20 protein-coding genes are annotated in these 22,096 nt (G+C 63.2%); 11 read left to right on the top strand and 9 right to left on the bottom strand.

What is annotated here, in order from left to right:
* On the bottom strand, positions 1–150 hold the full coding sequence (locus KMZ29_RS13150; RefSeq protein WP_215606419.1) for a DUF5989 family protein: 150 nt from the start codon (positions 148–150) through the stop codon (positions 1–3).
* A gap of 104 nt (positions 151–254) precedes the next feature.
* Positions 255–638, bottom strand: a complete 384-nt coding sequence (locus KMZ29_RS13155) for a hypothetical protein (RefSeq protein ID WP_249779909.1) — start codon at positions 636–638, stop codon at positions 255–257.
* 203 nt (positions 639–841) lie between these two features.
* Here KMZ29_RS13155 and KMZ29_RS13160 point away from each other — a divergent pair, with 203 nt between their 5' ends.
* Together KMZ29_RS13160 and KMZ29_RS13165 are read left to right on the top strand one after the other, a co-directional pair.
* A complete protein-coding gene (locus tag KMZ29_RS13160; RefSeq protein ID WP_215624027.1) occupies positions 842–2,029 on the top strand; it encodes an SGNH/GDSL hydrolase family protein in 1,188 nt (395 codons plus the stop codon).
* Positions 2,030–2,095: 66 nt separating this feature from the next.
* A complete protein-coding gene (locus KMZ29_RS13165) occupies positions 2,096–3,064 on the top strand; it encodes an SDR family NAD(P)-dependent oxidoreductase (RefSeq protein ID WP_215624028.1) in 969 nt (322 codons plus the stop codon).
* Between the two features lie 153 nt (positions 3,065–3,217).
* On the opposite strand, the gene KMZ29_RS13170 is transcribed toward KMZ29_RS13165, so the two are convergent.
* Positions 3,218–4,159 carry an acetamidase/formamidase family protein gene (locus KMZ29_RS13170; protein ID WP_215624029.1) on the bottom strand — a complete coding sequence of 314 codons (942 nt, stop codon included), beginning with the start codon at positions 4,157–4,159 and terminating at the stop codon, positions 3,218–3,220.
* Positions 4,160–4,325: 166 nt separating this feature from the next.
* Here KMZ29_RS13170 and KMZ29_RS13175 point away from each other — a divergent pair, with 166 nt between their 5' ends.
* From KMZ29_RS13175 to KMZ29_RS13185, 3 genes are all read left to right on the top strand, one after another.
* A complete protein-coding gene (locus tag KMZ29_RS13175; RefSeq protein WP_215624030.1) occupies positions 4,326–5,123 on the top strand; it encodes a YdcF family protein in 798 nt (265 codons plus the stop codon).
* Positions 5,124–5,226: 103 nt separating this feature from the next.
* Positions 5,227–6,015, top strand: coding sequence for a DUF169 domain-containing protein (locus KMZ29_RS13180; RefSeq protein WP_215624031.1), 789 nt, complete (start codon positions 5,227–5,229; stop codon positions 6,013–6,015).
* A 131-nt stretch (positions 6,016–6,146) separates the two neighbouring features.
* Positions 6,147–7,331: a saccharopine dehydrogenase family protein gene (locus KMZ29_RS13185; RefSeq protein WP_215624032.1), complete on the top strand. Its 1,185-nt coding sequence runs from the start codon at positions 6,147–6,149 to the stop codon at positions 7,329–7,331.
* A gap of 2 nt (positions 7,332–7,333) precedes the next feature.
* Here the strand turns inward: KMZ29_RS13185 and KMZ29_RS13190 are convergent, their stop codons facing one another.
* From KMZ29_RS13190 to KMZ29_RS13205, 4 genes are all read right to left on the bottom strand, one after another.
* Positions 7,334–8,608, bottom strand: coding sequence for an O-antigen ligase family protein (locus KMZ29_RS13190; RefSeq protein WP_215624033.1), 1,275 nt, complete (start codon positions 8,606–8,608; stop codon positions 7,334–7,336).
* 136 nt (positions 8,609–8,744) lie between these two features.
* Positions 8,745–10,271 carry an undecaprenyl-phosphate glucose phosphotransferase gene (locus tag KMZ29_RS13195; protein WP_215624251.1) on the bottom strand — a complete coding sequence of 509 codons (1,527 nt, stop codon included), beginning with the start codon at positions 10,269–10,271 and terminating at the stop codon, positions 8,745–8,747.
* 140 nt (positions 10,272–10,411) lie between these two features.
* Complete coding sequence (locus KMZ29_RS13200; protein ID WP_215624034.1) at positions 10,412–11,545, bottom strand: glycosyltransferase family 4 protein; 1,134 nt, start codon at positions 11,543–11,545, stop codon at positions 10,412–10,414.
* A 2-nt stretch (positions 11,546–11,547) separates the two neighbouring features.
* Complete coding sequence (locus KMZ29_RS13205; RefSeq protein ID WP_215624035.1) at positions 11,548–12,204, bottom strand: polysaccharide biosynthesis/export family protein; 657 nt, start codon at positions 12,202–12,204, stop codon at positions 11,548–11,550.
* Between the two features lie 181 nt (positions 12,205–12,385).
* Between KMZ29_RS13205 and KMZ29_RS13210 the strand changes: the two genes are divergently transcribed.
* The 3 genes from KMZ29_RS13210 (at position 12,386) to KMZ29_RS13220 (ending at position 17,131) form a co-directional block, all read left to right on the top strand.
* A complete protein-coding gene (locus tag KMZ29_RS13210) occupies positions 12,386–14,689 on the top strand; it encodes a GumC family protein (protein ID WP_215624036.1) in 2,304 nt (767 codons plus the stop codon).
* A 166-nt stretch (positions 14,690–14,855) separates the two neighbouring features.
* Entirely contained in the window at positions 14,856–16,070 is a 1,215-nt protein-coding gene (locus tag KMZ29_RS13215; RefSeq protein WP_215624037.1) for a Bcr/CflA family efflux MFS transporter, read from the top strand.
* A gap of 428 nt (positions 16,071–16,498) precedes the next feature.
* The gene (locus KMZ29_RS13220; RefSeq protein WP_215624252.1) at positions 16,499–17,131 is read left to right on the top strand and encodes a LysE family translocator; all 633 of its coding nucleotides are present in this window, start codon (positions 16,499–16,501) and stop codon (positions 17,129–17,131) included.
* A gap of 84 nt (positions 17,132–17,215) precedes the next feature.
* Here the strand turns inward: KMZ29_RS13220 and KMZ29_RS13225 are convergent, their stop codons facing one another.
* Positions 17,216–18,409, bottom strand: a complete 1,194-nt coding sequence (locus KMZ29_RS13225; protein ID WP_215624038.1) for a GNAT family N-acetyltransferase — start codon at positions 18,407–18,409, stop codon at positions 17,216–17,218.
* A 132-nt stretch (positions 18,410–18,541) separates the two neighbouring features.
* On the opposite strand from KMZ29_RS13225, the gene KMZ29_RS13230 reads away from it, so the two are divergent.
* A complete protein-coding gene (locus KMZ29_RS13230) occupies positions 18,542–19,588 on the top strand; it encodes a polysaccharide deacetylase family protein (protein WP_215624039.1) in 1,047 nt (348 codons plus the stop codon).
* On the opposite strand, the gene KMZ29_RS13235 is transcribed toward KMZ29_RS13230, so the two are convergent.
* Entirely contained in the window at positions 19,585–19,791 is a 207-nt protein-coding gene (locus KMZ29_RS13235) for a DUF2842 domain-containing protein (RefSeq protein WP_215624040.1), read from the bottom strand. The genes KMZ29_RS13230 and KMZ29_RS13235 overlap by 4 nt on opposite strands.
* A 93-nt stretch (positions 19,792–19,884) precedes the next feature.
* Here KMZ29_RS13235 and KMZ29_RS13240 point away from each other — a divergent pair, with 93 nt between their 5' ends.
* Positions 19,885–20,970: a COX15/CtaA family protein gene (locus KMZ29_RS13240; protein ID WP_215624041.1), complete on the top strand. Its 1,086-nt coding sequence runs from the start codon at positions 19,885–19,887 to the stop codon at positions 20,968–20,970.
* A gap of 211 nt (positions 20,971–21,181) precedes the next feature.
* The gene (locus tag KMZ29_RS13245) at positions 21,182–22,003 is read left to right on the top strand and encodes an outer membrane protein (RefSeq protein ID WP_215624042.1); all 822 of its coding nucleotides are present in this window, start codon (positions 21,182–21,184) and stop codon (positions 22,001–22,003) included.
* The last annotated feature ends 93 nt before the right edge of the window (positions 22,004–22,096 follow it).

Raw genomic sequence — 22,096 nt, forward strand, 5'->3', positions numbered from 1 at the left:
CTAGAACAGCGTGTAGATAAACGGCGCGATCGCGGAGCCCTTGGTCAGCACCACGAGGCCGCCGAACACCACCATCATGATCAGGATCGGCAGCAGCCAGAATTTCTTTCGCACGCGCATGAAGCGCCAGAGTTCAGCCAGGAATTCCATCATTTTCCCTTTGTCGTCATTGCGAGGAGCGAAGCGACGAAGCAATCCATTCTTTCTTTGCTAGGCGACATGGATTGCTTCGCTGCGCTCGCAATGACGGTCCCTTAGAATTGATCTTTCATCGTCTCGGGCGCCGGCCCTGGGGGCTGCCGCACGATCCAGTAGCTTGCCGCGTCCGGCTGCCGCTTGAGCCGCAAGATATCCTTGCCCAGCGCGCGCATCACGAGGCCGGTCGGCAGCACGGTGCCGTAGAACAACATCGCCATGATCACGGGGTTGACCACGCCGTGCAGCAGCAGGCCGAATTTCAGCCAGAGCCGGTTGAGCGGATTGAGGAAACCGGGGCGAAGCAGGGCCGCGGCCAGAAACAGCGCGGCGACGCCGCCCGTCCATGGCCATATCCGCCCAACATGCCAGGCGTTCAGCAGGGACACGGCCGCGAACGCCGCCGCCATCACCAGTCCGAACGAACGGTCGGAGCCGGCCACGATCTTTTCCTCCCGGGAAAAGACCTCGTGGGTCGCCTGCTTCGTTTTTGATCGGGGATCGCCGTCAACCATGCCTGAGTTTAGCCCATACAAGATATGCGGAATCGAGGATCGCCCGTTCTTCCGCTCTGGAAGCTTTTATGCTTTGCAGTCCGTTCCGGGAAGCCGGAAAAGGCGTCCCTCCCGATGTGAGTTGAGAGGTAATGTCCGATAAGCTGGCTTTCCGGTCGTTTTTGGACGGACTGTTCGCCTGGTTCACCCTGCGGCGGGCCCTCACTTACACCGGTATGTTCTTCTATTGCCTGGCGCTGTTTCTGGCGTTTGATTTCGCCTGGTCGAGCCTGACCCGGGGCGAGGAAAAGGCCCGGGCGGCCCGGATCGCCAATCCGATCTACGACCACGGCTTTGCGGCCGACTTCGACGGTCACGACGTCTGGGGCGAACTGCGCCACCGGCTGGTCACCAACAGCCTCGGCTTCAAGGATGCTTCGGTTCGAAACATACCGATGAAACCGGCATCGCGCCGCGTGCTGCTGATCGGCGATTCCTTCGTCGAGGCGATCGGCATGCGTTTCGAGGACTCCTTCGCCGGCCTGCTGCAACAGGCCGGGCAGCAGCGCAGCGAGCAGGTCGAGTTTCTCAACGCCGGCGTCGCGTCCTACTCGCCTGTTATCTACTACAAGAAGATCAAATACCTGCTGGATATCGGGCTGCAGTTCGACGAGGTGGTGGTGTTTTCCGACACCTCCGACGTGACGGACGAGGCGAATTCCTATTTCTGCATCGACGATGATCCCAAATACCGCGCGCATTGCAGTTCCGCGGAAGGCTCCGCGCAGCCGGTGGCGGCCTCGCCGGCAGCGCCGTTGCTGGAAGTCGCGGCGGCGCCGAAGAAGAGCGACTTCTTCATCGATCGTTTCGTGGTCACCAACCGGGTGCGCATTTCCATCAAGCGGTCGATCCAGTCCTGGCTCGGCAACCGCAGGCGGGCGATCGATAACGACCACACCCGCATCGGCTGGACCATTCCGGGGCTGGACGTGGCCAGGGATTACAAGCCGCTCGGCGTCGAGGGCGGTATCCAGCGTTCCCGGCAGAACATGCGGGCGTTGTCCGATCTGCTCGCCGCCAGAAACATTCCTTTGACCGTCGTCGTCTACCCCTGGGCGCAGCAACTGGCGCAGGGCGATCGCAACAGCCCGCAGATTTCGCTGTGGCGCGAGTTCTGCGAGGGCCGCTGCAAGGCCTTCATCAACCTGTTTCCGGTCTTCTTCGCCGCCACCGAGGCCGACAAGAACTGGTACGAGCACCTCTTCATCCTCGGCGACGATCATTTCTCGGTGGAAGGCAACCGGATGATGTTTCGGGAGCTGGCGAGACATCTGCTTTGATTGGCGTTACATAAATCGGGAAGTCAAAAGAAGGCCGTCGAGCCAGGCGGCGCGAAAGGGAGAGACATGAAGGATTTTGCCGGAAAGATCGCTGTCATCACCGGAGGCGGCACGGGCATGGGCCGCGAACTGGCGCGCCAGCTCGTCGCCGAGGGCTGCAACGTCGCGATGTGCGACGTCTCCGCCGACGCGATGGCGGAAACCAAGCGGCTGTGCGAGGTCGAGAAGCTGCCGCAGGGCCTGCGCGTCACCACCCATATCGCCGACGTTTCCATCGAAGATCAGCTCAAGCGCTTTCGCGACGAAATCGCCGAGCAGCAGGCGACCGACAAGATCCACCTTCTGTTCAACAACGCCGGCATCGGCGGCGGCGGCAGCATGTTCACCAACACGCGGGAGCAGTGGGAAAAAACCTTCAACATCTGCTGGGGCGGGGTCTATCTCGGCGTCCGCACCTTCCTGCCGATGCTGATGAAGGCCGACGAGGCTCACATCGTCAATACTTCCAGCGTCAACGGCTTCTGGGCCTCGGTCGGGTTGGGAGTCTCGCACACCGCCTACAGCGCTGCGAAATTCGCGGTGAAGGGCTTTACCGAAGCGCTGATGAACGATCTCAGGCTGAACGCGCCGCATATCAAATGCTCGGTCGTGATGCCCGGCCATATCGGCACCTCGATCGTCTCCAACTCCCGCAAGATCCAGAGCGGCACCGAATCCGAGCTACTGAGCCCGAACGAACTGCTGTCGGCGCGGCAGCGGCTCAAGGGCATGGGGATGGACACCGCCGTGATGTCGGACGACGACATCCAGAAGATCGCGCTTGACCGCGCCCGCAGCTTCCGTGACGAGGCGCCGACCACGGCGGCGCAGGCCGCGAAGATCATCCTCGACGGCGTCAAGGCCGAGCGCTGGCGCATCCTGGTCGGCGACGACGCCCACAAGCTCGACGAGCGGGTGCGGCAGACGCCGGAGCAGGCCTACACGCCGGAGTTTTACCAGAGCTTCGTCGCCGAAGTCGGCTGGCGGCTGGGGTGACCTCGTACCTCATCGGGAGCGGCGGCTGCGCATCTTGACGTCATTGCGAGGAGCGAAGCGACGAAGCAATCCATTATCACCGTTGTCCTGGCTGTGGATTGCTTCGCTCCGCTCGCAATGACGGTATCGGGAGCTGTGCACCCAACGCACCTCTCACCCGTGCACCACCGCCTTCGCGATCATGCAGTGAATGCCCTTGGAACCGTTCACCGTCTGGGTCACGCGCAAATCGGCGGCGAGGCTGCAGAGGGTGTAGGCGTCCTCGCGCGACAGATTGCGCTTTTCCCCGAGCAGTACGATCATGTCGCGTAGCGCCCGCACCACGCATTGGTCGAGGTCGGGATCCATCGCCATCGTCATGTAGTGATCCGGCGTCTCGGCGCGGGGGTAGTCGAGCCGCAGGTCCTTGCGCAGCGTCAGCTTGAAGCGGCCCTGCAGCGCGGTCTCGATCGCGGTGACGCAGACCTCGCCGTCGCCCTGTACGCCGTGGCCGTCGCCGCAGGAAAACAGCGCGCCCGGCACGAACACCGGCAAATAGAGCTTGGCGCCGGGCACCAGTTCCTTGTTGTCGAGATTGCCGCCCGTCGCGCGCGGAATCAGCGAGGTGATGCGGCCCCAGGCCGGCGGCGGCGCCACGCCCATCACCCCGAAAAACGGTTTTAGCGGCAGGTCGAGGCCCCAGGGCAGCCGCCCGACCATGCGCCTCTGGTCAAGCGGGATGTTGAGCAGCCGGGTCTCGTGGAAATCGTCGGGCAGGGTGCCGGCCAGCGGCCGGATCAGGTTATAGCCCCAGTCCTGCCGGAGCTGCACATCGAGAATATCGACCTCCAGCACGTCGCCGGGCTCGGCGCCCGCGATCGCGACCGGCCCGGTCAGGATATGACCGGGCACCATCCGCTCGTTGTTGGCATGCACCGCGTCGAGTTCGGGCGGAACGTGAAATTTGCTGCGGTCCGGCACCACGTCCGGGCCGCCGCTGATGGTGTCGATGGTCACTTCATCGCCGCTGGCGATGGTGAGCACGGGCTTCAGTTTTGCTTCGAAAAAGCCCCAGTGGCAGGTTTCGGGGCTGGAATGCAGATGATGATGCGTCATGACGGGGCTTTCTCGTCGACCTTACTCGTCATTGCCGGGCTTGACCCGGCAATCCATCTTCGTTTGAAGAATGCGTATTACGAAGTTAGATGGATACGCGGGTCAAGCCCGCGTATGACACTGAATATGAGGTTCGGCCTGACATCCATCGGATAGAGAATTCGCATTGTTTTTTCTGCTCTCCAAGACCCTCGGCATCATGCTGTTGCCGACCAATTTCCTGATCGGCATCGGTCTGGCAGGCGCAGCTCTACTGGCCACGCGATTTGCCTCTGCCGGACGCAGGCTCTTGATTGTTTCGGTCGCGTTGCTGGCGATCTGCGGATTTTCGCCGCTGGGGTACCTGCTGCTTTATCCGCTCGAGCAGCGATTTCCGGCCTGGGATGCCTCGCGCGGCGCGCCCGACGGCATCGTCGTGCTCGGCGGCTCGATCTACGCGGATGTTTCGACCGCGCATGGCGTTGTCGTGGTCGGTGGCGCCGCGGACCGCATCATCGCGTCGGCGGCGCTGGCCCATCGCTATCCCAACAGCCGTATCCTGTTTACCGGCGGCAGCGGGCATCTGATCTCGAACGATGCCAGGGAAGCCGATTACGCCGCTTCGCTGTTCGAAAGCCTCGGCATCTCCCGAGAACGCCTGATCATGGAGCGGCGCTCGCGCAATACCCAGGAGAACGCCGAATTCTCCCGGGCGATTGCCGCGCCGAAAGACGGCGAGCGGTGGCTGCTGGTCACATCCGCCTACCATATGCCGCGTTCCATCGGCCTGTTTCGAAAGGCCGGATTTGCCGTGGAGGCGTATCCGGTCGACTGGCGGGTCGGCGGCCGCGGGGATGTTCTGCGGTTCGCGGCCCTGTCGCTGGATGGACTGGACCGCGTCAACGTCGGCGTCCGCGAATGGCTGGGGCTCGCCGCTTACTGGCTCACCGGCAAGATCGATGTGTTGTTGCCGGGGCCGGGCTGACCTATAGCATTTTCGAACGAAGGCCTTGTCGCAACATCGAAACAATCGGGCTAGGATCGCCGCAACAGGCGCGCCTTGGCCCGCCGATTTGGGAGTTTACGCCATGCAACAGCAGACGCCGCCGGAACAGTTCGATTTGGCCGGCATGGTGGCCGATCTGAACAGCCTGCTTCGGCTCAAGACCACCGTGATCGGCATGAAGATGTTCGCAACCGTCGAAGAGATGGCGGCGATTCCGAAGATCCGGCGTCCGACGGCCGTGCACACTACCGACCAGATCGTCAGCATGGCCTCGCGGCTGGGCTGGACCGTCGGCATCACCGGCGAGGACCTCGTCGGCGCGCAATGCCGCGCCGTGATTGGCCTCGCGCCGCAGGACGAGCAGTGGCTGGAGGGAAAATCCTATGTCGGCGTCTGGCATGGCACGGCCGAGGACGCGCGCAAGCGCCAGGAGGCGCTGGATGTCGTCGCCTTCGGAAAATACCAGGCGCTGGCGGTGAGCCCGCTGTCGAGCGGCCGGCTCAATCCGCCGGACATCTGCCTGGTCTACGCCACGCCCGGCCAGATGATTATCCTCATCAACGGCCTGCAATACACCGGATACAGGAAGTTCGAATGGGGCGTGGTCGGCGAGACCGCCTGCGCCGATTCATGGGGCCGCGCGCTCAAGACCGGCGAGCCCAGCCTGTCGCTGCCGTGCTTTGCCGAGCGCCGCTATGGTGGCGTGCCGGATGAGGAGATGCTAATGGCGCTGCAGCCTTCGCATCTGGCCAAGGCGATCGCGGGTATGAAGCAGCTCGCCAAAAACGGCCTGCGCTATCCGATCGCGCCCTATGGCATCCAGAACGACGTGCGCGCCGGCATGGGTGTGTCGTATGCGGGGAAGAAGTAGACAGTCCGTCATTCCGGGGCGATGCGAAGCATCGAACTATGGTGCGCACTTGCGCACCGGAGAATCTCGAAATTCCGGGTTCGCGCTAACGCGCGCCCCGGAATGACAGGTGAATTCAAGGGAACTCAATTATGGCTTCGTCGAAATTCGACATCGTTGTCTATGGCGCCACCGGTTTCACCGGCCAGCTCGTCGCCGAATATCTCGCCGCGCATTACAAGGGCGACGGCAATCTGAAATGGGCGATGGCCGGACGCAGCAGGGAGAAGCTCGCGACGGTGCGCGATGCGATCGGCGCGCCGGCCGACATGCCGTTGATCGTCGCCGACGCCAGCGATCCCGCTTCGTTGAAAGCCATGGTCGGGCAGGCCAAGTCTGTTATCTCGACCGTCGGGCCGTATCAGCTCTATGGCTCGGATCTGCTTGCGGCCTGTGTGGCGTCGGGCACCGACTATTTCGATCTCTGCGGCGAGCCGCTCTGGATGCGCCAAATGATCGAAACGCACGAGGCGGCGGCCAAAGCGAGCGGTGCGCGAATCGTGTTTTCCTGCGGCTACGATTCGGTGCCGTTCGAGCTCGGCGTGTTCTATGTGCAGGAAGAAGCGAAGAAAATGTTCGGCGCGCCGGCCAACCGCGTGAAGGGCCGGGTCCGCGCCATGAAGGGCACGTTGTCCGGTGGCACTGCGGCGAGCATGAAGGCGACCTTCGTGGCGACGGCGCGCGATCTCAGCCTGGTCGCGCTCTTGAGGAATCCTTTCGCGCTGACACCGGGCTTTGAAGGCCCGAAGCAGCCGCCGGGAAACAAGCCGATCTTCGACGCGGAACTCAATTCCTGGACCGCGCCGTTTGTGATGGCGACCATCAACACCCGCAATGTGCACCGCTCCAACGTCTTGATGGGTTTTCCCTATGGCAGGGATTTTGTTTACGACGAGATGGTGCTGACGGGGCCAGGCGAGAAGGGCGAAGAGACCGCCAAGCGCGTTGCTGCCGCCATCAACGCCGAGAAGATGGGGCCCTCCAGCGGGCCGAAGCCGGGCGAGGGACCCTCGAAGGAGGAGCGCGAGTCCGGTTTCTATGATCTGCTGTTCGTCGCGTTCGGGCCCGACGGGCGTCAGGCCCGCGCTGCGGTCAAGGGCGACCGCGATCCCGGCTACGGATCGACTTCCAAGATGATCTCGGAATGCGCGATCTGCCTGCTGCGCGATACGCCGGACGTTCCCGCAGGGATCTGGACCCCCGGTGCCGCCATGGGCCACAAGCTGATCAAGCGCCTGGTCGATCACGCCGGGCTGACGTTCGCGGTGGAGAAGTAAGCCTACGCGGCCACGCGCGGATCAGGCGCCGCGAGCGCCTGATCTCCGTCCGCCCTGTAGCGGTGCGCGGCGGCGAACAAGCCCCACATCGCCCCCAGCATCATCCAGAAATGCCGCCAGTGGTCGGTGTCGATGACGAAGCTCTCGCCGACCGTGCCCAGAAAGGCCGCGAATACCGCGAGATAGGCGCGCTGCCAGGGCACCCGGACGAAGACGTGCCGGAACCCCATGATCACGGTGACGAACACCAGCGTCGGATAGCAGATGCCCGCGATCCAGCCGCCGGACATGAAGGCGTTCAGATAGGAATTGTGAGTGTCCTCGGGAAAGTAGCGGTTGAACTGCAGCGGACCGATGCCGAACGGCAGGTCGAGCGCCATCTCGGCGCCGAGGATATGCCGGCCGAACCGGCCGAAGCGGCCCGAGTCATAGCTTTGGCCCAGGCTCGCGCGCTGCTTGAACATTTCGCCGATGGATTCGAACGACAGCAACACGCCGACCAGCGCCACCACGATAACGATGGCGACCAGGGTCATGACGATGATGCGCGAGCGCTGCGCATACGACTGGCTGGTCAGCACCATCAGCACCAGCATGAAGGCAGCGGTGATGACGAGCCCGCCCCACGCCGCGCGCGAAAACGCCAGCAGGATCGCAAGCGTCATGATGCCGAGCGCGATGGTGCTGCGGAGGGATTTTCCCAGACGATCCGACATCACGCTCTGCAGCGCGAACAGCGCCGGCAGGACCAGGAACGCGCCGAGCACGTTCGGGTCCTTGAAGGTACCGCGCGCGCGGCCATAGAGCGTCAGCAGGTCGTAGCCACCGGGGACGAGGTTGAAATAGCCGGCGACGCCCGCGATCGCCGCGATCATTCCGCCCACGATCAGGCCGCGGCGCAGCATGTCGAGCCGGGCTTCGGTGTCTTCCGACACCACCATCGCGAAGAAGATCACGGTGACCGCCATGTACCAGGAGGTCGCGATCCAGTTGGGGACCCCCGGCCGGTCTATCACGGCGATGGCGCCGATCGAGTAGCCGACATTGAGCAGGAACAGCAGCAGCAACAGCGGTATGAAGACCAGCCGCAGCCGCAACCCGGTGGCAAAGAACAGGACGGCCGCCGTCAGCGTCGCCAGCTCATAGGGGCTGGGCTCGATGAACACGATCGCGCCCGAGGCGCCAACCAGCCATACCAGCGCGCGCTGCAGCGCCAGCACGCCGGGCGCTGCCGTCATCGACGGGAGGGAGTTCCCGGCTGTCGCCGCAAGGGCCATCGAATACGCACTCACTCACACAACACTACAACTGCTCCTGCCGTCATTGCGAGGAGCGTCAGCGACGAAGCAATCCAGCTTGCTTCACTATGGATTGCTTCGCTGCGCTCGCAATGACGTTTTAACGTCTTCGATCTCAGTAGGCGTTCTCGCTCTTGGTCATCAACGCCAGCGGCGTCTTGAGCAGGATGTAGAGGTCGAACAACACCGACCAGTTCTCGATGTAGTAAAGATCGAATTCGACGCGCTTCTGGATCTTCTCTTCGTTGTCGATCTCGCCGCGCCAGCCGTTGATCTGGGCCCAGCCGGTAATGCCCGGCTTGACGCGGTGGCGCGCGAAATAGCCGTCCACCGCCTCGTCGAACAGCCGGCTCTGCAGCTTGCCCTGCACCGCGTGCGGCCGCGGGCCGACCAGCGAGAGGTTGCTCTTGAACACCACGTTGAAGAGCTGCGGCAGTTCGTCGAGGCTGGTCTTGCGGATGAAGCGCCCGACCCGGGTGACGCGGGGATCATCCTTGGTGACGACCTTCGAAGCGGTCGGATCGGCCTGATGGTGGTACAGCGAGCGGAACTTGAAGACGTCGATGCGCTCGTTGTTGAAGCCGAACCGCTTCTGGCGGAACAGCACCGGCCCCGGGCTGTCGAGCTTGATCGCGAGTGCGACCAGCGCCATCACCGGCAGGGCGAACAGCAGGATGATGGCCCCGACCACATGGTCGAACAGGCTCTTCATCACCATGTCCCAGTCGGTGATCGGCGCCTCGAACACGTCCAGCGTCGGCACCTTGCCGAGATAGGAATAGGAGCGCGGGCGGAAGCGCAGCTTGTTGGTGTGGGCGGACAGCCGGATGTCGACCGGCAGCACCCACAGCTTCTTCAGCATTTCGAGAATCCGCGTCTCGGCCGAAATCGGCAGCGCGAACAGCACGAGGTCGACGCGGGTGCGGCGGGCGAATTCGACGATGTCGTCGACCTTGCCGAGCTTCGGGCTGCCGGCGCAGGTCTCTAGCGCGCGATTGTCGTTGCGGTCGTCGAACACGCCGAGCACGTCGATGTCCGAATCGTCCTGGGATTTGAGCGCTTCGACCAGCTTCTCGCCGTTCTGGTCGGAGCCGACGATGATGGTGCGGCGGTCGAGCCGGCCGTCGCGCGCCCAGCCGCGGACCATCGCCCGCAAGAACAGGCGCTCGACGATCAATGCGGCCAGCCCGATGAAGAAGAATGCCGAGAGCCAGAGCCGCGACACCTCGCCGCCGAGCTTGGCGAAGAACGAAGCGCCGATGAACAGCAGGAACACGAAGGCCCAGGCCGAGACCATCCGCGTCATCTGCCGGAGCTGGCCGCGAAACACCTGGACTTCATAGATGTCGGCGGCCTGGAAGCACACCACCGCGAGCGCGGTCATGCCGAAGATCGCCGCGATATATTCCCAGTGGAAGCCGGAGAGGCGCACCACATATCCGAAATAAAGTGCGATGCCGACGAAGCTGAGCAGCAGGAAGTCGGCGAGGCGCACCGCGCCCGCGATCACGATCGGCGAATAGGCGCGGCCTACCTTCTGGTTGGCAACGGCAAGGGCGGCCTGCGACAGCCGGCGGCGCCTTTCGACCGGAGGGCGATCCGCCGTGGCAGTTACTGCGGCCGCAGCCGCGGCATCTAGCATCGAGCGAGCGTTGATCGGTTCCACTGTGTCCACATCCGTTCTTGCACAGGCATCTAGGCATGCGCGCGCCGAGGCGGAATTCCCCGCCGCACGGCTTAGAGGACAAATCGGAAGAAACGGTTAGCGCTGGTAAGGAATGGTTAACGATTGGCAAACGCGTCGCGGTAACCGGCCAGGACGCCTTCGACCATCGCCTTCTGCGAGAAGTGCAGGAAGATTCGTTCGCGCAGCGATCTGGCGCGCGCCAGCGCGGCCTCGGGGTCCTCCAGCGCGATCTCGATGGCGTCCGCCATGGCGCCGACGATGTTGGGGGCGAACAGCGCATCGGTGTGCTCGCCGAAGATTTCGGGGATGCCGCCGACATTGGCGGCAACCATCGGAATTCCGGCTGCCGCAGCCTCGATCACCACATAGGGCATCGAATCCCCGCGCGAGGGAACCACCAGCAGTCTGCCCTTGGAGAAGCCGTAGCGCGCCTTGACGTGGCCGATGAAACGCACCGCGTCGCCGAGGCCGAGCCGCTGGATCTGGGCCTTCAGGTTTTCCAGTTCCTCGCCGTCGCCGGCCAGCGTCAGCGTCACCGGCTTGCCGTCGGCGCGCAGCCGCGCCACGGCGTCGATCAGGAGGTCCGCGCCCTTGATGTGCCGGAACTCGCCGACATAGGCGACGTCGGTGGCGTCGGCTGCTGTGACGACCGGGTCGAACTCGTCGGCGGTGACGCCGTTGAACACGCAACGCACGAGGCCGGAGGGCACGCCGATGGTGCGCTGATAGGTGTCGCGGGCAAACGCGCTCTCGAACAGGAACAGGTCGGTCGAGTTCATCAGGGCGCGTTCGAGGCGGCTGTAGAGCGCGCCTTTCAGCGTGTTGAGGGGGTAGTGCAGCGAGCCGCCATGCGGCGTGTAGACGCGGATGGTCTCTTTCGAACGGGATCTCAGGCGTATGAAGGCGCCGGCCTTGGCGCCGTGGCCGTGCAGCACGTCGGGCTTCAGCCGCTTGATCAGGCGCATGATATGCGCCCAGACCAGAACGTCGGTGGGAAACGGCTCGCGGTGAATCGCCAGACGATGGACGCCGAGCTTGAGGCGCGGCGCGATTTCCTTGAGGGCTGTTTCGGCGCGTTCGCCGCCGGTGAGGCTGTCGGCGATGATGCCGACATGGTGGCCGCGGTCGGCCTGGCCGTTGGCGAGATCCATGATGTGCCGGAAAATGCCGCCGACCGGCGCGCGCACGGCGTGCAGGATACGAAGCGGCTGACCTTCGATCATGGGCATCGTCAGAACCAGCGCTCGCCGACGAGAACGGTATCGCCGGGGCTGACCGCCGTGCCGAGCGGCACCACGGACCGCATCGATCCCGAAGCGTCGGTGTGGGTGAGGGTGACGCGGTCGCGGCGGGCGCGCGGCGAGAAGCCGCCGGCGATCGCTACCGCGCTTTCGACGCTCATATTGGGCACGTAGGGATATTGGCCGGGGGCCGCGACTTCGCCGAGGATGAAGAATGGCCGGTAGGCTTCGACCTCCACCGCCACCGAGGGCTCGCGGATATAACCGTTGCGTAGCCTGGCGGCGATCGCGGCGGCGAGGCCCGCCGGAGTCCGCCCGCGCGCCGGCACCGAGCCGATCAGCGGCATGGTGATCGAGCCGCCGGCATCGATCGCATAGGTATTGGTGAGACCTTCCTGGCCGTAGACCACGACCCGCAATTTGTCGCCGGCGTCGAGATGATAGGCCGCGTCATAAACCACGGGCATGGGTGCCGCCGCATAGGCCACCGGGATCGGGGCGGGGGCCGCGGCATAGGACTGCCCATAGGCGATGGTGTCGAGATCGGCTTGCGGCTGGACCATGGCGACAGGCGCGGCTCTGCGCATGCAGCCCGACAGAGCGAGCGCGGTCAGCAGACAGACAAGGGCGGCGCGCACGCCTCGCATCGGACAACCCACAGGAATTTGTTGATTCCGATTAAGGGCTTTCATGGTTAACAAAGCATGACCGTGGCGGCCCCGGCGGGCATGTTCCCATCATCAAATCGGGTGAATTAACCCAGCGGCAACCTTAATGGAGTGTAATCGCGCCGGTTGAGTGGATGAGTGGCGTCTGCGGGAGTTTGCGATGCGTTTAGCGTTCTGGCGTGCAGGCAAGGACACGGGGGGGAGGGCGAGGGCGCTGGTCCAGAAGGCCGTCTCGAAGCCTGCGCCCGCAGCTTACGGTCCGGCCGCCGCGCCCGTCTTTGCGGCGCCGATCTCCGGCGATCTCGACCTGCGTGCGCTGGGCCAGGCTCTGTCACGCAAGAAGGGCTGGATCATCGTTCCGACGGTGCTGGCCGCCGTGCTCTCGGTGACCGCCGTCAACGTGGTGACGCCCCGTTACAAGTCCGAAGCCCGCATCCTGGTCGACGGACGCGAGAACGTGTTCCTGCGGCCGAGCGGCGAGCGCAACGAGGAGCCCACCTCGCTCGACGCCGAGGCGGTAACCAGCCAGGTGCAGCTGGTGCTGTCGCGCGATCTCGCGCGTGAGATCATCAGGAAGAACAATCTCGCCGAGCGCCCGGAATTCGATCCGGTGCTGCGGGGCGTGTCGCCCCTCAGATCGCTGCTGCCCTTGTTCGGAATCGGGCGGGATCCGTTCTTGCTGACGCCGGAAGAGCGCGTGCTGGACGCCTATTACGACCGGCTCACGGCGTACGCGGTCGACAAGTCGCGCGTCATCGTCATCGAATTCCAGTCGCGCGATCCGGATCTCGCCGCGCGCGTCGCCAATTCGATCGCTGAGGGCTATCTGGTGCTGCAGCAGAATGCGCGGCAGGAGCAGGCCAAGTCCGCCAGCCTGTGGCTGTCGGGCGAGATCGACAGCCTGCGCAAAAAGGTCGCCGAAGCGGAATCCCGGGTCGAGGATTTCCGCTCGAAATCGAGCCTGTTCGTCGGCACCAACAACACCACGCTCTCCAACCAGCAGATGGGTGAGCTGAACACCCAGTTGATCAATGCGCGCGCGCTGAAGTCGGACGCGGAGTCGAAGGCGCGGCTGATCCGCGAAATGCTCCAGAGCGGCAAGCCGATCGAGGCTTCGGAAGTGCTCAATTCCGAATTGACCCGGCGGCTGGCCGAACAGCGCGTCACGCTGCGCGCGCAACTGGCCGAGCAGTCGTCGACGCTGCTCAATAACCATCCGCGCATCAAGGAATTGAAGGCTCAACTGGCCGATATCGATCACCAGCTTCGCGAGGAAGCCAGCAAGCTGTCGCGTTCGTTCGACAACGACGCCCGCATCGCCGGCGGCAGGGTCGATGGCCTGAGCGCCAGCCTCGAGCAATTGAAGAAGCAGGCCAGCTCGACCAACACCCAGGACGTCCAACTACGCGCGCTCGAGCGCGAAGCCAAGTCGCAGCGCGATCTTCTCGAATCCTATCTGGCGAAATACCGCGAGGCCAACACCCGCGAGAATATCGACACCGCGCCGGCGGACAGCCGAATCATCTCGCGCGCCAGCGTTTCCAACACCCCGGCCTATCCGAAGAAGCTGCCGATCGTGCTGATCGCGACGCTGGCGACGCTCATGCTCAGCAGTGGCTCGATCGCAACCGGCGAACTGCTGCGCGTGACGGCGCCCCGCGCGGTGGCGGCCTTCGCGTCCTCGGCCGCTGCGATCCGCGCCGCGGCGCCGGCCGCAGCCGTTGCCCCGATCGCTGCCGCCGAGCCTGTGTTCGAACCCGGGCCCGCCTACGAGCCGGAACCGGAGCCGGCGCCGGCATTCCGCGCGCGTGATCCCGAGCTCACGCCAGGATTGTCCGAAACGAGGCTTACCGAAACGAGACTTTCCGAAATGGAGCAACTGGCTGCGGATCTCTGCCGCGCAGGCGATGCGGCGCGCAAGGTGACCGTGCTCGGCGCCGCCTCGAACGAAAGCATCACCTGGACCGCGCTGGCGCTGGCGCGCCTGATCGCGCGCGACGCGCGGGTCGTGGTGGTCGATCTGTCGGCATCGTCGCCGGTGCTCTCGTCGGCCTCCGTCGATCCGGCCGCGCCGGGGCTGGCGGAACTGATGCTGGGCGAGGCGTCGTTCGCGCAGGTCATCACCAGGGACCGGAAGTCGCGGGCGCATCTCGTGACCTCGGGGCGTCCGGGCTCGGACCGCGCCCTGCTGCAATCGCCGCGGCTGACGCTGGCGATCGACGCCTTGCTGCGGGTCTACGACCATGTGTTGCTGGATGCCGGCACCGCTTCCGACCTGCCGGCGGAACTGCTGACGGCGCAGGCGCGCGCCGTGGTGGTGCCGGATGCATCGATGGCTACCGAGGCCCGCACCCTGATGTGCGATCAGCTCAAGGCCGTCGGCTTTTCCGAGGTGGCGATGCTGGGCGCGCCGGTGCCGTCCACGGACGCTGCCGAACCCGGCCCGCGGGTAGTCGCGGCCTGAGCACGGAGCAGCTGACGTTTCTGGTTTCGCCCTTTTGCTTTTCGATTTACGACTTAAGCAAATCAAATGAGTGCACCGTAATTCCCGTAATTCCTGATTTGCCGCCTTCCCAATTCCCGCCGTCACCACCTTTCCCCGATAGCTCTAGCATTGAAGGAATGAAGTAGTGGCAAATGCCAGTGTAGCTGCTCCCAATTCGGCCCCGAAGGCTACTCTGTTCTTGCTGGCCGGATTGGTCGCGCTTAGCGAGTTTGCGGTCACAGCTTATATCCCGGCGATAACAATCATCGCAGATGGCCTAGGTGTCCGGACGGAGATAGTTCAGACGACTGTTTCGGTGGGACTGGTAACGGGCGCCATAGCAGGATTGGTCATTGGCGCTGTCGCCGACTCGATGGGACGACGCCAATTGCTTTTCCCGGCTCTGGGGCTCTATATTGTGGGTAGCGTCTGCGCTGCCTCAGCGCCCTCGATCTCCTGGTTATTTATTGGTCGTTTTTTTCAGGCCGTTGGCGCCTGCGCGGGAATAATATTGAGTCGCGCAATCGCCCGTGATCTCCATTCCGGCCCTCAGCTAACGCGATTGTTGAGTGGAGTAACACTGGTTTTTTCGTTAGCCCCGGCAGTTGCCCCCCTTTTGGGAGGGCTTCTTGCTGCATGGCTTGGATGGCGAGCGATCTTCGCATTCGCTGCCATCTACGGGTGCGCTGTATTCGTCGGCATGCTCCTTCTACCGGAAACGAAAAAGGGGCCGGCGGCACCAATAAAAGTCAAAGCAATCTTCGCTACCTATAAAAATATCCTGACTTCAAAGGGTTTCATTATTCCAAACATGGTTGCAGCGGCTCTGATGGCATCGATGTTCGCATTTTTGGTGAGCACTGCTCCCATCTTCGTGAAAGGGCTTCAATTGAGTCCGGCTTTGGTGGGAGGTTTTCCGGCCGTGGCCGTGAGCGGCACGATATTGGGTGCCTCGCTGGCGAGGTGGGCAGCAACGCGCATTGAGCCGGCGAGGATAGTGCGTGTCGGTTCATTGATTGCGTTAGCGAGTTCGATCGCGATGGCATTGATTCCGATCTCGGCTCCATATCTGCTAGGAGCAATCACTTTCTTTTGTCTAGGATTTGGCTTTGCTTTGCCGGTTACGGTCTCGATGGCGATGACTCGTTTTGGAGACAAGGCAGGTGCTGCGTCAGCTATGTTGGGCGCCATTCAGTCCGTAGGCGGTACAGTCGGCGCGTCGATGGTACCGTTGATAGGTGGTTCAATCTATCATGCTGTGCCGGCTGCAATGATAGCTGGTAGTGTTGTCGCGCTGGCGCTTAGCTTGTCGTTGGGAACCGTGGCGACCGCACAGAAACGCTCGTGTGAGCCCGCATAGGCCGACGGCTGGTCCGCGGGTGGTATGGCGGCCTGACAGGCTTATTCAAAACACAGCCCGTGTACCGACCGTTCATGGCAAACTCGTCATGCCCGGGCTTGTCCCGGGCATCCACGTCTTGGCCTCACACAGGCATGAAGGACGTGGATGGCCGGGACATCTAGCGCGAAGATGCGCTTGCCATCGTCCGAAAGGAGATTGCCTCGCCCCGAAAGTGCTCGCCCTTGTCGCGGAGGGGCGTAGCTATCGCTGGATCGCCCGCGATATGGCCATCAGCAAAAACACCGTGGCCGATATCGTTAAGCGAATACGGGACTCTCTCATCTGATGTCGGAGAACTGACTATTCGCAACTTGTCATCAGTTCAGGCTTGCCATCTTCTTCGATTTTGATAGATGGAAATTCCGGCCAACTCGAAGGAAAACGATATGCCGGATTTCTCCACAATCATGCTTTTTGCCGCCGCGTGTGTAGTGCTCACCGCCACGCCCGGACCCGATATGCTTCTCATTACTTCACGCAGCATAAGCCAAGGGCGAGCGGCAGGGTTTCTGACCTATGCCGGTATAGCACTCGGTACATATTGCCATACCCTCGCAGCAGCGTTGGGACTTTCACAGCTTTTTGCCGCAGTTCCAATGGCATACGAGGTCATTCGTTGGGTTGGCTGCGCCTATTTGATGTACTTGGCTTGGAAAACTATTCGTTCCGAGGGCACGCATTTCTCCCCTACATCGGCCCTAAAACGATTTTCAATGAAGCGGATTCTCGGCGAAGGTCTAGCAACAAATCTTCTAAATCCGAAAATGGCCCTCTTTGTCCTGGCGCTGTTTCCCCAGTTTGTGCACCCAGAGGCAGGGTCACTCACTATCCAAATGCTGGTTCTGGCTACCGTGCTGAACGGAATCGGCTTTGTCGTAAATGGCTCGGTTGTCCTGTTGAGCGGACATATCTGCAATCGTGTCACCGGTTTGGTCCGGTTCAGGAAGCTGCCGCAGTATCTTCTCGCGACAGTCTTCGCAGGATTGGCCTGCCGCCTTGCATTGGGAGTCAGAAACTAACTGCATCCCCATCCGACCAAGTCGGGCGGTTCTCGAAGGTAGTAATTCGGCCCGTCCCGCAAGCCACCTCTCTAAGGCGCGCCGTCAGCGCTGAAACGCGCCGCGCAGCTTTTGCGCCAACTCGAACAGCGCCGGATTGTGCTTCACCAGATGCTTGGCGCGGTTGACGCCCGACATCGCGGTCGCCGCCAGCTTGCCGCGCAGGCTGAGCGGGATGAAGCTGTCGAAGATCGGCTCGTCGCCCTTGCAGAACAGCCTCTTGTACTCATCCGAGCCGATGCCGAGATCGAGCGCGCGATAACCGCGCTCGGCGTAATGGTCGACGATGTCGCGCATCAGGATCAGGCCGGGGCTGTATTTGGAATTGGCCGACAGCGTGTAGGTATTGAACATCATCGAAAAGCGGTGGCCGTCGGCGACGCCGGCGAAGATCGCGATGACCTCGTCGTCGCATTCCAGCGCGTGAATATCGATGACGTGACCATCGCCGGCAAGCTTTGCCATGCAGGCGTCGCGGATAAAATCCTCCACGCCGGGGTCGGCGAACACGTTGGGCAGCTTCTGCTCGGCCATCCGGAGCGGCTTGATCTGGAAGAACCAGTCGAGCAGCCGCCTGACGTCGGCGTCCGCGGCCGCGACGTGATAGCGATAGCCGGCAAGCGCCTGCAGCTTGCGTTCCTTGCCCTTGAGCCTGCGGCGGAACGAATTCGAGATCCGCGCCGTCGGCGGCTCCTCGGGCACGATCGTCATCAGCGGGCAGTCATTGGCGGAGGGCTGGCGCGGCAACAGCGCCATCGGGTTCGGCAGATCCTGCCAGTTCAGGGGCTGTTGGGTCAACGACAGGACATCGGCCTCGGCGCGCGCGCGGATCGCCGATATCAGTGCGTCGAGATCGGCTGATGTGGCGCCGGCGGCAAAGTCCCGGTCCCACAGCGCCATGTTGAAGGTGGCGTGCTTGCCGCCCATGAAGCAGGCGGTGCGGACGCCGTGCTCGTGGCTGAGCGCGAGCGGAAGCAGCAGCAGCGGCCGGCGTTCGGCGTCATAGGCGATTACGATGAACGGGCGAAGCCCCTCGCGCGCGCCGACCTGCCGTTGCCAGGGCCCGAGGAAATCGAAGCGCTGATAGGGCGTCGAGAACTGCCGCGCATCCTCGAGGCCGCGCCAGACGGCTTCGGCCTGGGCGAGATCGGCGAGAATATCCACGCTGGCGATGCGGCTGGCTTGCGTTGATGCCGGCGCTTCCGCCGTTCGGCTTTCGATCGCGGCGGCCATGGTCATCGCAAAACCTGTTTGTAGGGGATTATTTACACTTTTCAGCTTGGGCCGACCTTTGCAAAGAAATGTCAACAAAGAGTAAGGACAATGCCGCCGCGGCGGGGGCGGGATCGGCTGCATCTGGGGAACGCGAATTTGTCATCCGAAAACCGATTGCTGACGAGCCTCCGGCTGGAACTCGCCTATTTCACCGGGCAGCCGTGGCTGAGCGGGCGCAGGACCGGCGGCGCCGGCGCGGTTCTGCGCTTCGAGCGGGTGCGCCCGCGGCGCGCCGTCCGCTTCCAGCCGCGCAGGGAATATGAAATCACCCCCAAATTCCTCGACCGGACGATCCGGGCGCTGAAGCGCTGGAAGTTCGACATCGTTTCGATGGACGAGGTTTGCCACCGGGCGGTGACGTCCCCCGCGCCGCGGCGGTTCGTGTGCCTGACCTTCGACGGCGGCTACAAGGATCTGATCGCGTCGGCCTATCCGGTGTTGTCGCGGCACGGCGTGCCCTTCACGATTTACCTGCCGACCGCCTTCCCGGACCGCCTCGGCGAGGCATGGTGGCTGGCGCTCGAGGAAATCATCGCGCGCGAGAGCAGGATCAGCCTGGTGATCGATCGCAAGGAACTGCGCTTCGACATCGGAACCAGGTCCGAAAAATATCAGCTCTACGAATTTCTCTGGGGCTGGATGCGCTCGCTGGCGCCGGTTGATCTCTCGAACGCGATCAACGATCTCTGCAAGCGATACTCCGTCAACCTCGCAGCATTGTCGCGCGAGGCGACGATGGACTGGGGCGACCTCGCAAAGCTCGCCGCCGATCCCAATGTCACGATCGGAAGCGCCACGGTGAACTATCCCGCGCTGTCGAACCTGAAAGACGCCGAGGCGGAACGCGAGATGACGATGGGGAGGGCGGTCGCCGAGGCCGCGTTCCGCCGCGATGTCAGGCATTTCGCCTATCCGTTCGGCGGTCGTACCGCGTTTGCCCGCAAGCATGTGGTGATGGCCGAGCAGGCCGGCTTCGCCAGCGCCGCGTCGGCCATACCGGGCATCGTTCTCGCGGAGGGCGGCACCAACCTGCACGCGCTGCCGCGCATCGCCTGGGACGGACGGCAGCGTTCGCTGCGCATCATGAGGGTTATGCTTTCGGGGATTCCCTTCGCTCCGGTCAAGCCGGCCCGAAGGTCCTAGGCGTCCGACCGGGCCATCCAGCTGATGATCGGCATCGCCGGCAGCACCCATCCGATGCCGGCCACGACATAGAAGATCGCCTGCAGCAGTCCGGAACTCGCCAGCCATGGCGTCTGCGCCACCGTCATTCCCAGCAGCGACCACACCACCACGAGCACCAGGAGCGCGATGGTTCCGAGTAATTTGCGGGTGCGTATGGTCATGGCGGATATGTGCAATTCTTTGCGGTAGCGCAACTTGCGCGCGGGGAGGGGCGGACTATAAGGGGCGCGCCAATTCATTCAAGCGTGGCCTCGATGATCGGTATTCCCGCGCAGCAAGCCCCGACCGCCGCCGTCAGATGGTGGCTATTCTCGATCGCAGCCCTGATCGCGATCATGGTGCTGGTCGGCGGCGCCACCCGGCTGACCGAGTCGGGGTTGTCGATCGTCGAGTGGAAGCCGGTTACCGGCACGCTGCCGCCGCTCGGCGAGGCGCAGTGGGCGGAGGCCTTCGAGGCCTACAAGACCATTCCGCAATACCGCGAACTCAATGCCGGCATGAGCCTCGACCAGTTCAAGACCATCTTCTGGTGGGAATGGAGCCATCGCCTGCTCGGGCGCGTGATCGGTGCGGCCTATCTGTTGCCGTTCCTCTGGTTTCTGTGGCGCGGCGTCCTCGGCGCGGACCTGAAGCGGCGGTTGTGGCTGATCTTCGGCCTCGGCGCGCTGCAGGGCGCGGTCGGCTGGTGGATGGTGGCGTCGGGGCTGACGCAGCGGACCGAGGTCTCGCAATATCGCCTCGCCAGCCATCTGGTGCTGGCGCTGCTGATTTTCGCCGCGATCGTGTGGACGCTGCGCCGGCTGGCCGGGCGGCCGCCAGCGATCGTCTCCGCGCGGCTCAGGATCACCGCCGTGGCGCTGTTGGTGCTGACCTTCGTGCAACTCTATTTCGGCGCACTGGTCGCGGGGCTGCGCGCCGGCAGGATCTACAACACCTGGCCGGAGATCGATGGCGCCTTCATTCCGCAGGCTTCGCGGCTGTTCTTCGAAGAGCCGTGGTGGCGCAATCTGTTCGACAACACGCTGACGGTGCAGTTCGAGCACCGGATGACGGCCTATGCGCTGTTGGCGCTGGCGATCCTGCATGCGATCGACGCCATCCGCTCGCGCGCCGGGACATTAGCGGTCAACGGCGCGGTGTGGCTGGCGGCGGCGATGATCCTGCAGGCGACGCTGGGCATCTTCACGCTGCTCTATCAGGTCCCGATCGATCTCGCGCTTGCGCACCAGGCCGTCGCGATCATGGTGCTGACGTTGGCGGTCTTTCAGGTCGAGCGTCTGGCCACGCAGCCGGCGCAGGCGCAGCCGAAACTGGTTCTCCCCGCGGGTCAGCCCGGCTAAACCGAAACCTCCGCAAGAGCGTGATGGCTTTGCGCTGGCTTAGCCCGGACGTCTGGCCCATCTGACCCGCCATCGGGTTGGCCGCTTTTGTGAGCAATTTGCAGGAAGATCATTCGCATTCATCTTCAGTGTTGCAAATTTGCACTATGTCTGGCGTGCAGCGAGTGTAGGTTTCCCCTTGAGATAGAGAATACCGGCCAAGGGGACTGCCATGTCTGCAACCAAGCTTCTCCTTTCGGGCGTTGCGCTCGCATCGGCGCTGTTTGTTTTCCAATCGGCTTCCGCGGCCGATCTGCCCGCGCGCTTGCCCGCCAAGGCACCCGTGTATGTCGCTTCGCCGTTCAGCTGGACCGGGTTCTACATCGGCGCCCATGCCGGCTATCATTGGGGTAGTGACCGCGCCTCCACGGCAGCCAATCCTGTCGGGTGGTCGGTGGCAGGCGCCGCGGACATCGATGCGTTCACTCGGGGCACTGTTCACCCCAGTGGATTCATGGGCGGCGGCCAAATCGGTTACAATTGGCAGATGAACAACTTCGTGGTGGGCATCGAAGCCGACGCGAGTTACATGGGCGGGACGGCAAGCCGCACCGTTACCGGTTTCGCGGTCATCAATCCGGCGGACGTGTTCAGGACATCTGCCGAGAGCCGTTTCTTCGGCACCCTGCGCCCGCGTGTCGGTTTGGCCGTGGACCGCGCGTTGTTCTACGTGACAGGCGGTCTGGCGGTCACCAATGCCAAATTCACCGACTCGTTCGGCTCCTTCGCGAATACCTCGGTGGCAGCGATCAGCAGCGATACCACGCGCGTGGGTTGGACGGCGGGCGTCGGCATGGAGTACGCATTTACCAACAATTGGTCCGTGAAGGCTGAGTATCTCTATGCGGACTTCGGCAACTTCACTCAAAGCATTCCAAATTGCGCCCTTTGCGGGGTTGGGAGCGAAATCTCGGTTACGCACAAATATACCGAGAACATCGGCCGTGTCGGCTTGAACTACAGATTCGGTGGCCCCGTCGTGGCTAGGTACTGAGTTCTGTTGAACTCTGGCAATTCGAGCCCCGGCATTGTCCGGGGCTTTTTTGCGGCCCGCGCGTTACTGCGCGGTATGAGCCACGTACTGGAA

Origin of the sequence: Bradyrhizobium sediminis (genome assembly GCF_018736085.1) — a bacterium.
GTDB lineage: Bacteria > Pseudomonadota > Alphaproteobacteria > Rhizobiales > Xanthobacteraceae > Bradyrhizobium > Bradyrhizobium sediminis.